The following is a 13495-nucleotide window of genomic DNA, read 5'->3' as shown; positions in this document are numbered from 1 at the left end:
GTGAGGACTTCTTGTTCTAGCGGATAACAAAGGAATAAAAAATAATGAGCGAATTATCGACACAAACAGCAAGCCCTAAAGCAAAGTACCGTGCAGATTACATAAAGCCAGACTATACAATTACCGATATTGATTTTGAATTTGACCTGCATGATACAGCAACACACATTGTTGCAGTCAGCAAGGTTGTTCGCCAAGTCGAAACCGATACGGCGTTAGTGTTAAATGGTGATGGGTTAGAGTTAGTTCGCGTAGAAGTAAATGGCACAGCATGGTCTGATTATGATGTGTCAGAATCAACATTAACGCTACGCAGTTTGCCTGCAAGTTTTGACCTAACAATCGAAACATTAGTTAATCCAGAAGCTAATACATTGCTTGAAGGTTTGTATAAGTCGGGTGGTGGTTTTTGTACTCAGTGTGAAGCTGAGGGTTTCCGTCGAATTACTTATTATCTTGATCGTCCTGATGTACTTGCTCGTTTCACGACAAAAGTGATTGCTGATAAAGCAAACTTCCCTTATTTATTAAGTAACGGTAACCGTGTTGCTGAAGGTGATTTAGACAATGGCCGACATTGGGTACAGTGGCAAGACCCATTCCCCAAACCTTCTTACCTGTTTGCACTTGTTGCCGGTGACTTCGATGTACTGCGTGATAAATTCACAACCATGAGCGGTCGTGATGTTGAGTTAGAAATATTCGTTGATAAGGGTAATCTTGATCGTGCAGATTACGCGATGGTTTCACTTATTAATTCAATGAAGTGGGACGAAGAACGTTTCGGCTTAGAATATGATCTTGATATCTACATGATTGTTGCTGTTGATTTCTTCAACATGGGCGCAATGGAGAACAAAGGCTTAAACGTTTTTAACTCTAAGTTTGTTTTAGCCAATTCAAAAACAGCAACCGATACTGACTATCAAGGTATTGAAGCGGTAATTGGTCATGAGTATTTCCACAACTGGACGGGTAACCGTGTTACTTGTCGTGACTGGTTCCAGTTGAGTTTAAAAGAAGGGCTAACGGTTTTCCGTGATCAAGAGTTCTCTTCTGATCTTGGTTCTCGTGCCGTTAATCGTATTCAAAATGTTCGTATTATGCGTGGTCCTCAATTTGCTGAAGATCGTGGTCCTATGTCTCATCCTATTCGCCCTGAAAAAGTGATTGAGATGAATAACTTCTATACGTTAACAGTGTATGAGAAGGGTAGTGAAGTCATTCGTATGATGCATACTTTATTGGGTGAAGATAAATTCCAAGCAGGTATCAAACTGTACTTTGAACGTCATGATGGTACAGCGGCAACATGTGATGATTTTGCCCAAGCAATGGAAGATGCTTCGGGAGTTGATCTGACTCTGTTCCGTCGTTGGTACAGCCAAGCGGGCACACCTGTCGTGACGGTTACAACCGATTATAACGCAGAACAGAAACGTTACCTTGTCACTATTGAGCAAAATACAGCACCAACAGCTGGGCAAGACGTTAAACTTCCGCTTCATATCCCGATGGATATCGAATTATATGACAGCGTAGGCAATGTTATTGTATTAGAGTGCAATGGTAAGCCAATTCATCACGTACTTAACGTGACTGAAACTAAACAAATCTTTGAATTTGATAATGTAAATGAAAAACCGGTTATTTCATTACTCCGTGAATTTTCTGCGCCCGTTGTACTGGAGTATAACTATTCTGATGAAGAATTAGTGTTCTTGATGGTGAATGCACGAAATGAGTTTGCACGTTGGGACGCAGGTCAAATGCTACTTGCTAAGTACATTCGTGCAAATGTTACCAATGTTCAACAAGGTGCAGAAGTCGAATTCCCCGAGTCCGTTATTGATGCTTTCCGTGGTGCGCTATTAGACGAGAAATTGGATCCTGCATTTATTGCTGAAATGCTAGCATTACCAAGTGAAAATGAGATTGCCGGTTGGTATAAGATCGTTGATGTTGATGCGATCAATGCGGCTGTCGGTAAGATCACGTCGATCTTGGCTTATGCACTAGAAGATGAATTAACCGCTATCTATCGCTCTCTTTCACAGGGTGAGTATGATTTAGCCCATGAAGCCATGGCTAAACGCGCACTGCGTAACCGTTGTCTTTCTTATCTTGCTCATACAGATAAAGGCAATACGTTAGTTGCAGAGCAATATGTATCTTCAGATAATATGACTGATACTATGGCATCAATGGCTGCTGCAAATAATGCAGAATTACCATGCCGTGCAGAGCAAATGACAGATTTTAGTGACAAATGGACACATGATGGCTTAGTAATGGATAAGTGGTTCATGTTGCAAGGTGCTAACCCTGCATCAGACTCACTAGCTAATGTACGTCAAACAATGTCTCACCCTGCATTTGATTTGAAGAACCCGAATCGAACCCGTAACTTGGTTGCAAGCTTTTGTGCTAATAATCCCGTTCGCTTCCACGCAAAGAACGGCTCTGGTTATGAGTTCTTGACCGAAATTCTAACAGCATTGAACGCCAGTAATCCACAAGTTGCTTCACGCTTGATTGAACCGTTCTTGAAGTACCGTTTGTATGATGAGCAGCGTCAGGCCTTAATGCGAGCAGAATTAGAAAAAATAGCGAAGCTTGAAAACCTTGCTAACGATCTATTCGAAAAAGTGCAGAAGGCGCTGGATCAATAAGTATCTGATTTAGCTTTGTAATAAGAGCCTCTAACGAAGAGGCTCTATTTTATGATCCTTTACGTTTTTTCTTTTATTTTTGTACGGTACCATGACGACGTATACATTTTCGATGAACATTAGCTATCAGTCTTATCTTAACCATTATTCTGGTGCCGCTAGCACGGTACTTGTTGTAACGGATAGTGGACTTAAACTTCAATTGCCAGCATTGCGTTTTCGTCCATACCTAAGCCAGTTAGGTGTAAGAGGGCGTTTTAGGTTAAAAGTGAATGCACAGAATAAATTTGAAAATATAGAGCAGATCTAAATCGATTATATTGTTCGTATTAAAGACAGGTTTGTTTTTACTTATTGAGGCAAGCATATTTTTGGCGAATTCATAACACCAACTTATTAACATTTTAATAAGTATTCACCCATTATGATTGTCTAGTTATTTATATCAATTAGCTATCTCCCTCATAAAATTTGTTCTCGCTATTAGAAAAATTGATAGATGAAATAATTGGTTAGACCAATGATCAAGGGAATGGAAGTGCCTTACTGCTTATATGCATCTAGCTAGATAGAACCGCCAGCCAAAATCTTAACCTTAGTCACATATTCGATTTTTTCTTCTCTTTACAGTGTAATTAACGTAACCATTTTGCAACAAAACCCCCTACAATAGCTACCACGCTAAAGCGTTCAAACCCCCCTATACTGAACTATAAACATAATAATGATGGAGCAATTGCTATGACCGCACCCGATCCGATAGTGCCGGTACTGCTTGAGAAGGTATATGGCTTAATCCAGAATAAGATTGAAGCCCCTCAGCAGTCATTAGTGGATGTTTTTGCTCAACGATTGTTAGGGCAACTGGCAGATGATGATCTGCTTCAACGGAATGAATCTGATTTATATGGTGCTGTACTTAGCTTATGGCACCATTTGATGCAAAACAAACCTGAACAAAGCTCTGTCCGAGTATACAACCCAACACTTAGTCGATACGGATGGCAGTCAACACATACTGTGGTTGAAATTGTAACGCCAGATTGTCCGTTCCTTGTTGATTCAGTGCGAATGACATTGAACCGTCTAGATATTAGTAGCCACCTTATGCTTAATGGTCCGTACTTCTTCAAGCGTGATGAAGACGGTAATATTGTAGAAGCATGTGGTAAGCAGGGTGATTACCAAACACTTTTCCATATTGAAGTTGATCGCCTAACCAGCAAAGAAGAGATGCAAGCACTCAAAAAAGAATTAGAACATGTGCTAAGTGATATTGATCTGGTTGTGAACGACTGGCAGGCAATGCAAGATAAGATGCAAGACATTGCTCAGGATCTTACAACAGCAGATTTGCCAGTAAATGATGTTCATCGCGAAGAAGCTGTCGAATTCATTAATTGGTTAACACGTCATAACTTCATGTTCATGGGTTATCACCAATATGATTTAAACCCTATAGAAGGGGATTACAAGCTTTGTCCAAGTGATGAAACTGGTTTAGGGTTATTAAATAAGACAGATAAAGAGCATTGCTTACTATTATCTGATTTACCAGAATCAGCCCGTATCGAAGCACGTAAGCACGACATTTTGATTCTAACCAAAAGTAACGGTAAATCAAAAATCCACCGTCCTGCCTATGTTGATTATATCGGTATTAAACGCTTTGATGAGAAAGGCAATGTTATTGGTGAACATCGCTTTGTGGGGCTTTATGCGTCAACGGCTTACCATCAGAGTGCACTGAATATTCCACTGATTCGAGATCGCGTTTCACGTATCCTTGAGGCGAGCGGCTATACCGAAGGTTCACATTCGTGGAAGGCGTTAAATAATTTACTCGAAACTTATCCCCGCGATGAACTCATTCAAGCAAATGAAAAAGAAATGCTAGATGTGGGTTGTGGTGTTGTTCAAATGCAAGATCGTGATTTGCTGCGATTATTCGTACGACGTGACCCATTCGGTCGTTTCTTCTCGTGTATGGTTTACGTAACAAAAGAGCGCTATAACACCGAACTTCGCAGTAAAACACAGGAAATTCTTAAAGACTATTTTGGCTCTGAGCAGACTGTTGAATTTACTACTTTCTTCTCTGAAAGTTCATTAGCGAGAACCCATTACATCGTGAGAGTTAAAAATAATAATTTCAATATTGATGCGAAAGCCATTGAACACAATCTTGTTGAGGCCGCGGCTTCTTGGGAAGATCGTTTAAGCAACTCGTTGATTGCTAATTTTGGTGAAAGTAAAGGTATTCCGCTTGGTAAAAGCTATGCACGTGCTTTCCCACGTTCGTATAAAGAAGAAATGCTGCCGGGTTCTGCCGTGGCTGATATTGAACAGCTAGAAAGCCTGAGTGAAGACAATAAGTTAGGTATGTTGTTTTATCGCCCTCAAGAAGAAGCGAACGATTCACACTTTGTTAAGTTGAAGCTTTTCCACCGTGATGAGCCCATTCACTTGTCTGATGTTATGCCAATGCTTGAAAACCTTGGCTTACGTGTAATTGGTGAATCACCTTACCAAGTCGTTAAAGCAAATGGCACAGTGTATTGGATTCTTGATTTCTCTATGCTGCATAACGCATGTACAGGAATTGATTTAAGTGAAGCGCGAGATCGTTTTCAAGATGCATTCTCTTCGATTTGGCACGGTAACTTAGAAAGTGATGGTTTTAACCGTTTAGTACTTTGCGCAGGGTTAACGGGTCGCGAAATTACCGTGATTCGTAGTTATGCTCGCTACATGCGTCAAGTGGGTTTCCCATTCAGCCAACACTACATTGAAGAAACATTATCGAGTCATAGCGATCTTGCTCGTGATTTAGTGAAGTTGTTTACACTGCGTTTTGAACCAAGGAAAAAGTACTCACCAAAAGCTGAGCAAGATCTGATTAAGAAGCTGCATGATAAGTTGGATCGTGTAGAAAGCCTTGATGATGACAGGATCATTCGTCGTTTCATGGATATGATCCTTGCAACGCAACGTACTAACTATTATCAAACAGATGAAAAGGGCAATGCAAAGCCTTGGCTATCTTTGAAGCTTCGTCCTTCAAAAATTCCAGAGATTCCAGCTCCGGTTCCTTTCTTTGAAATATTTGTCTACGCACCTGATATAGAAGGTGTTCACCTACGTGGCGGTAAAGTAGCTCGTGGTGGTTTGCGTTGGTCAGATCGTCAAGAAGACTTCCGAACTGAAATTCTTGGCTTAGTAAAAGCACAACAAGTTAAAAATACCGTTATTGTACCTGTAGGCGCTAAGGGCGGTTTCATCTGTAAGCGTCAGCCACAGATGACAACCCGTGAAGAAATTTGGAATGAAGGGCAGCGTTGTTACAAGCGTTTCATTCGTGCCTTACTGGATGTGACAGATAATATTATTGATGGCGAACTAATGCCGCCAGTGAATGTTGTTCGTCATGATGAAGATGACCCGTATTTGGTCGTTGCTGCTGATAAAGGCACGGCAACGTTCTCTGATTTGGCAAACTCAGTATCAGATGATTATAATTTCTGGCTAGGTGATGCATTCGCATCAGGTGGCTCTAACGGTTACGATCATAAGCAAATGGGTATTACGGCAAAAGGCGGCTGGGAATCGGTTAAGCGTCATTTCCGTGAGCTAGGTATAGATTGTCAATCTACCGATTTCACGTGTGTAGGTATCGGTGATATGGCGGGTGACGTATTTGGTAACGGTATGTTGTTATCAAAGCACACGCGTTTAGTTGCTGCATTTAACCACATGCATATCTTCTTGGATCCAAATCCGGATGCAGCGAAGACTTGGGAAGAACGAGATCGTCTATTTAATCTTCCGCGTTCAAGTTGGGAAGATTACGATAAAAGTTTGATCTCTGAAGGCGGGGCGATCTTCTCTCGTCGTAGCAAGTCGATCAAACTAACCCCGCAGATCCAAAAACTCTTGGGCACACGTAAGCAAAGCGTACCACCTAATGAGCTGATTGGTCTTATTTTGCGCATGGAAGTGGATCTTCTGTGGAACGGTGGCATCGGTACTTACGTTAAAGCGACCACTGAAACACATGCCGATGTGGGCGACCGTGCGAATGATGGTTTACGCATTAATGGTGGTGAGCTACGTGCGAAAGTGATTGGTGAAGGCGGTAACCTGGGCATGACCCAACTTGGGCGTGTCGAATTCGCTAAAACGGGTGGTTTAGTGAATACCGATTTCGTTGATAACGTTGGTGGTGTTGACTGCTCTGATAATGAAGTAAACATTAAAATCTTGCTAAATAGCCTTGTTGCTGGCGGCGATCTTACTTATAAACAACGTAATGAAGTGCTTGAAAGCATGGAAGACGAAGTAGGAGAGATCGTACTGGATGATGCGTATTGTCAGAGTGAATCTATTTCTGTTACGCAACAACAGCATGTGCAGCTGCTGAAAGAGCAAATCCGTTTTATCCATCATCTAGAGCGTGAAGGTAAATTGGATCGAGCACTTGAGTATTTACCAGATGATGAGACGCTAGCTGAGCGCGAGAAATCAGGCATGGGTCTGACCCGACCTGAGCTTGCTGTATTAGTCGCTTACGGAAAAATGGTGCTAAAAGAAGATCTTGTTAGCGATGAGATTGCAAATGACCCTTACCATGCCCGTTTGCTACCTGCGTATTTCCCTAAGCAACTTAAAGAGAAATACCGCGCACAAATGGAACAACATCCACTGAGAAAAGAACTGATAGCAACATCGCTTGCGAATCAAATGTCTAATGAAATGGGTTGCAATTTTGTCACACGACTGCAAGAAGAGACGGGAGCAACAGTTGTAGAAATTTCATCAGCTTATTGTGTTGGGCGTGAAGTCTTCCGATTTGATACGTTCTTTAGTCAAATTCGTGAATTAGATAATAAAGTACCAGCAGAAGTGCAGTACGAAATGCTTTATCGCTGCCGTCGTATGCTACGCCGTGCGACGCGCTGGATATTACGTAATCGCGAACGCAAACTAGCAATAGAACAGCAGATTGCACTGTACCAGCCTATTTTGAATACGTTACAAGAAAACCTTGAAAGTTACCTTGTAACAGGAGAGGTTGAAGAGCATAACGATCAAGCTAATGTAATGATCGAGCAAGGTGTTCCTGCTGAACTGGCACACAATATTGCTCGCTTAACCAGCCTGTATTCTGCGATGGATATTGCTCAGATAGCGAAAGAGCTAGATAAAGATATTGATCATATCTCGCGTGTTTACTTTGTTGTTGGCTCTAAACTGTCTTTGCATTGGTTCTTACAGCAAGTACACAATCAGCCAGTAGAAAACCATTGGCAAGCATTGGCACGTGCTTCGTTCAGAGAAGATCTGGATTGGCAGCAACGCCAACTAACCTCGGCAGTTATCAGCAGTAATCAAAATGGTGAAGCTGCAGAGCAAAGCATAGAGACATGGATGGAGATGCACGAGACTGCAATTCATCGCTGGAACAGTGTACTAGCAGAATTTAAAGTGGGAACAGCCCATGAATTCGCGAAGTTCTCTGTTGCCTTACGTGAATTAATGCTACTTAACCTAAACTGTCGTCCTAATATGTGAGGAGCCAGAGATAACTATCATAAGTCTATGATATAAATTTGGTTCTTATTAAAAAGCCATTACATAACTGATGTAATGGCTTTTTTTATCGTTAAATCAACAGCAAGTAAACATAAAAGCCACATTTCATATGTAAAGCGTAATCGTTTGCGTCGTTTTTGATAAATTAATAACAAATTTTAATCTGTAACTCATTGTAAATAAACATCTAAATGTAAGTAATTGTTTTATTGATACAAATTGCGTAAAAAGTCATTGAAGTAGAAGGGATAACTGTGAATAATAAGCCCGTTTATTTGGAGCTTTTTATAAGGAGAGACAATGATTTATCGCCTCGCACGATCCGTTTTTTTCCAACTAGATGCTGAAAAGGCGCATGATCTTGCTATTCAGAACTTTTCTCGTTTTACCGGCACTCCGCTTGATCTCTTCTATCGTCAACATGTACCTGATCGTCCCGTTGAAGTAATGGGTATCAAATTTAAAAACCCTGTTGGATTGGCTGCTGGCTTAGACAAAAATGGCGAATGTATTGATGCATTTGGCGCAATGGGTTTTGGTTTTGTAGAAGTGGGGACAGTAACGCCACGCCCACAATCAGGAAATGAAAAGCCACGTCTTTTCCGTGTATTGCCTGCTGAAGGTCTTATTAATCGCTTTGGCTTTAATAATCTTGGCGTTGATAACCTGGTTGAGAATGTCAAAAAAGCCAAATATGACGGTGTTATTGGTATTAATATTGGTAAGAATAAAGATACGCCAATCGAGAAGGGCGCAGAAGATTATTTAATCTGCATGGAAAAGGTTTATGAACATGCAGGTTATATTGCTGTAAATATCTCTTCACCTAATACTCCAGGGCTTCGCTCTCTTCAATATGGAGAAGCGCTTGATGATCTTTTGTCTCAGTTAAAAGATAAACAAAAAGAGCTGGCAGATAAACACGGTAAGTATGTTCCATTAGCATTGAAGATCGCGCCCGATCTAGAAGATCATGAAATTGTGCAAATTGCAGAATCACTAATCAAAAATAAAATTGATGGTGTTATTGGTACAAACACGACATTGGATCGCACTTTGGTTAAAGGCATGCCACATTGTGATGAGATGGGGGGGCTAAGTGGTCGTCCGCTACAAAATCGCAGTACTGAGGTTATTCGTCGTTTAGCTGAAGAATTAAATGGCGCTTTGCCAATCATTGGGGTCGGTGGTATTGATTCAGCTATTTCAGCACGTGAAAAAATGAATGCGGGTGCTCAGCTTGTACAGATTTATTCTGGTTTCATTTATCACGGACCAAAATTGGTAAAAGACATTGTTACAAACTCGTAAGTGAGTATTGGCGAACGACTATTTAAAATAGTGCTCCCTTTTTAGTTCTCTGTAGCTAAAATATCGCCAGAAATTGTCAAAGTTACATTTTTTTGTAACAAAAAGGGGATATATTTTCCCCTTTTTTTTTATCTCAACCTCCGTAAAATTCTTCTAAAGTTTTTTCTATATTGTTTGATACATAGTACAAAGAACTGTTTCTGGAGCGTTTACGTGTTAAAACCAAATAATTCATGGATGTGGTATTTCGACCTCAAGGATAATTCCCTAATGTTAGATTTGGGAAGTGATATGGTTTTTCGCGTAGGTATTCCAGCTAAGCATCTTATCCCTTCGGCAAGTGAACAGTGTGAATTTACTGTTGATGACGCTTCTATTTTCCAAAGCTACAAAGAAAACATTTCACATTTAGATATTTCTGAACCGCGAAAAGCAGAACTGGCATTAAATGCTGTTGCTGCAAGTCGTTTTCACAAACCGATGATGCCCAAAAGTTGGTTTTTTGATACTCAATCAATAAGCTGTGAGCCTGAAAGTGGTGAAGTGGTAACCCTTCAAACACCTCTAGGTACGGCAAAGTTCATTGTTATTGAGAATAGCGGCTGTGCAAGCCTATGTATGATGGTTGATATAGAGCCTTTAGCGCTGTCTAGTACGAAGGAAATGCGTTTCTGCGACACAATAAAGGTTATGAATGATCGTATAACAGCGTACGAAGAAGACGTAATGCTGAACCTAGCACTCGTAGGTTAATATAGGTATAGGTACATACGAGCTGCTTTATTTCTTATCAAGACTCAGAAAGCCCCATATAAAACACCTCATTTAGAGCCTAGTTACTCCTGCCAATAAGCCTTCTGTACCGCTGACGTCTCTTTTATCGATTTCAAAATCAGTAAGTCCAATCGATCCCCTTCATTGCTTTATCTTCATTACAGGATAGGGAATAGTCATGCTTTTCTCTCATCCCACTTTCATTTAATGCCTTCAATTTAATCGAAATCTTCATTCTTGTTATTAAAATCTAAAAGCATTTAGTGCACAAAGAACAGCATTATATAAATACAATCAGCAAATGGTTAATGATGGATACATTGAGCCTGTATGAAAATCGAGCATATTTGGTGAGGTTAATCGAATTATTGGCTAATAAAGGATATTTTTTATTGCCTCTTTTAGGCGAAAATTACAGCAAATAACTGATATTTAACAGCGAATTTAGTGTGATTAATTGAATGTATTTCCTGTATTTCCTCTTTAACGTAATTTAGTTACAGGCTGGTGGCAAGCTGACGGTTAATACTTTCCCAAGTGGAAACCATAAGTGTATGCGCCTTTGTGTGAAATAAAATGTGGTGTAATACATTACTTACATATGCGGATATACATTGATTTAATCTGTTTCGTTGCGGTTCTTTTAAGTTAAAAATCAATTGTTTACAGTTTATGTTTCTCGTGGTGAACAATGATGATCAAGGCTTGGGTTGAATTTGAATCTATAGATACAAACAGAATTGTCCACAGTGGTGGACAGTGTTAAGCGAGCTATTGCTGCGGTGTTTTGACTTGTGAGGGCGGAAATTTGGAGGTTTAAAAATAGCTGTCATTAATGAATAACGCTGTTTTTTGTCAGGCTACGGTTCAGAATGATCAATATCAGCCTTGAGTTATCGTTATTTCATTATTATTTAACTAAATAATGCGTATGCAATGGGGAATAGAGAGGCATTTAGTCTGTTTTACGTTATAATTCCCGGCAACATAAGTGTGAAAAGAATTCCATGAATCAATATCTAGCTATCACATCTCGAGGTCTTGAAAACCTCCTTGCAGAAGAATTAGAACAATTTGGCGCTCAGAGCATTCAAGTTGTTCATGCCGGTGTACGTTTTAAAGCCGATCAGTCAACCGCTTACCGTTGTTGCCTATGGACACGTATATCGTCTCGTATCATTCAAGTTCTTAGCGAATTTACCGTTCGTGACGACATGGACTTGTACCTTGGCGCTGCGGCAATCAATTGGACTGAGTATTTCAGCAACGCTACACGTATTGTCGTAGATTTTAACGGTACAAACCGTGAAATCCGTAATAGCCAATACGGTGCAATGAAAGTTAAAGATGCTATCGTCGACCGTTTCACGAAAGCAGATCTTCGTCGTCCTAATATCGACCGTGACCAGCCAGATCTACGTATTCATATGCGCCTGTCTGGTGAGAAAGGTGTGTTAGGCCTTGATATGGCAGGTAGTGGTCTTCATCAACGTGGTTACCGTACTGAAGCTGGTCGTGCGCCATTACGTGAAACGCACGCTGCTGCACTGGTACTGAAAAGTGGCTGGACGCCAGGTCAACCGTTACTAGACCCAATGTGTGGTTCAGGTACATTGTTGATTGAAGCTGCAATGATGGCGGCTGATATTGCACCGGGTCTGAAGCGCAAGCGCTGGGGCTTTGAGTCAATTAAAGATTTCGATAAAGAAGCATGGCTTGAAATTCATGCTGAAGCGTCTGTTAAAGCGCGTCGTGGTCCTGCTAAAGTTCAGACTAAGTTCTTTGGTTTTGAGTTGGAACACCGTGTATTAGCCATTGCGCGTGATAACGCTGGCCGTGCGGGTGTTAAAGAACTGATTAATTTCCAACAGGGCGATGCGACAGAGCTGAAAGCCCCTGAAGGTTATGATGCTGGTATTGTTATTTGTAACCCACCATACGGTGAGCGTTTAGGTACAACACCCGAATTAATTAGCTTATACACAGAGCTTGGTAATCGTCTTAAGTTGGCATTTGCAGGTTCATCGGCGTCTATCTATTCTGGTTCTAATGAATTACTTAGCTGTTTACGTATGCGTGCAGACAAGCAATTCAAACTACCAAACGGTGCACTAGATTGTGTACTTAAAACGTATTTGATTACGGCTGGTAGCGTTAAGAAAGAAGAAGGTGAGGTTGAAGGTCATGTTGAACAAGAAAACGTAGCCCCTGATTTTGCTAACCGTCTTAAAAAGAACATTACTAAGTTGAATAAATGGGCAAAGAAAGAAGGCATAGACTGCTACCGCATTTATGACGCTGATTTGCCAAATTACAATGCAGCTATCGATAAATACAATGACTACCTGATCATTCAAGAGTACGCAGCACCTAAAACTGTACCTGAAGAGATTGCTCGTCGTCGTATTATGGACGTGTTACGTGCAACGATTGAAGTTACTGGTGTTCAAACTGATAAAGTTATTCTAAAAGTGCGTGAGCGCCAGAAGGGTAAAAATCAGTACCAGAAGCTATCAAATGCAGAGCGTCACATTATCGTGAACGAATATGGCGTAGACCTTAAGGTTAATCTTTATGATTACCTGGATACAGGTTTGTTCTTAGATCATCGTATAACGCGTAAAATGTTAGGTGACATGGCGAAAGGGAAAGATTTCCTTAACCTATTTGCTTACACCGGTTCAGCTTCTGTACATGCTGCTTGCGGTGGTGCTAAATCGACTACAACGATTGATATGTCGAACACATACCTTGGTTGGGCTCAAGAAAACATGGAGCTTAACAACCAAGTCGGTGATCAACATGAGTTTATTCAAGCGGATTGCTTGCAATGGCTTCAAGAAGTTGATGACACATTTGACCTTATTTTTATCGATCCACCAACATTCTCTAACTCTAAGCGTATGAAGCAGACGTTTGATATTCAGCGTGATCACATCATGCTAATGGAAAACTTGAAGCGCATGCTACGTACTGATGGCAAAATTGTTTTCTCTAACAATAAACGTCAGTTCAAAATGGATTTAGAAAAATTGAATGAACTTGGTTTGGATGCTAAGAATATTTCTGATAAAACACTGCCAATGGATTTTGCGAAGAACAAGCACATTCATAACTGCTGGATTATCACTCACAAGGAAGGTTAA

6 protein-coding genes are annotated in these 13495 nt (G+C 40.6%); all 6 read left to right on the top strand.

What is annotated here, in order from left to right; all coding sequences use genetic code 11:
- Positions 1-44: 44 nt before the first annotated feature.
- The 6 genes from pepN to rlmKL all read left to right on the top strand — a co-directional run bounded on the left by pepN (position 45) and on the right by rlmKL (position 13495).
- The gene (pepN, locus tag C9J48_RS24250; RefSeq protein ID WP_006231966.1) at positions 45-2672 is read left to right on the top strand and encodes an aminopeptidase N; all 2628 of its coding nucleotides are present in this window, start codon (positions 45-47) and stop codon (positions 2670-2672) included.
- A 91-nt stretch (positions 2673-2763) separates the two neighbouring features.
- Positions 2764-2982, top strand: a complete 219-nt coding sequence (locus tag C9J48_RS24245; RefSeq protein WP_081450109.1) for a DUF2835 domain-containing protein — start codon at positions 2764-2766, stop codon at positions 2980-2982.
- 431 nt (positions 2983-3413) lie between these two features.
- On the top strand, positions 3414-8243 hold the full coding sequence (locus C9J48_RS24240) for an NAD-glutamate dehydrogenase (protein WP_006231964.1): 4830 nt from the start codon (positions 3414-3416) through the stop codon (positions 8241-8243).
- A gap of 321 nt (positions 8244-8564) precedes the next feature.
- Positions 8565-9575, top strand: coding sequence for a quinone-dependent dihydroorotate dehydrogenase (pyrD, locus tag C9J48_RS24235; RefSeq protein ID WP_006231963.1), 1011 nt, complete (start codon positions 8565-8567; stop codon positions 9573-9575).
- 213 nt (positions 9576-9788) lie between these two features.
- Entirely contained in the window at positions 9789-10328 is a 540-nt protein-coding gene (locus tag C9J48_RS24230) for a cell division protein ZapC (protein WP_036803392.1), read from the top strand.
- Between the two features lie 1028 nt (positions 10329-11356).
- Positions 11357-13495, top strand: a complete 2139-nt coding sequence (rlmKL, locus tag C9J48_RS24225) for a bifunctional 23S rRNA (guanine(2069)-N(7))-methyltransferase RlmK/23S rRNA (guanine(2445)-N(2))-methyltransferase RlmL (RefSeq protein ID WP_006231961.1) — start codon at positions 11357-11359, stop codon at positions 13493-13495.

Source organism: Photobacterium profundum, from assembly GCF_003026285.1.
Taxonomy (GTDB): domain Bacteria; phylum Pseudomonadota; class Gammaproteobacteria; order Enterobacterales; family Vibrionaceae; genus Photobacterium; species Photobacterium profundum.
Note: the sequence above shows the minus strand (reverse complement) of the source record. Positions and strands in the feature narration are given on the sequence as shown.

Coding starts and splice junctions, on each gene's coding strand:
- pepN (WP_006231966.1), top strand. CDS start 45: ATGAGCGAATTATCGACACAAACAGCAAGCCCTAAAGCAAAGTACCGT.
- C9J48_RS24245 (WP_081450109.1), top strand. CDS start 2,764: ATGACGACGTATACATTTTCGATGAACATTAGCTATCAGTCTTATCTT.
- C9J48_RS24240 (WP_006231964.1), top strand. CDS start 3,414: ATGACCGCACCCGATCCGATAGTGCCGGTACTGCTTGAGAAGGTATAT.
- pyrD (WP_006231963.1), top strand. CDS start 8,565: ATGATTTATCGCCTCGCACGATCCGTTTTTTTCCAACTAGATGCTGAA.
- rlmKL (WP_006231961.1), top strand. CDS start 11,357: ATGAATCAATATCTAGCTATCACATCTCGAGGTCTTGAAAACCTCCTT.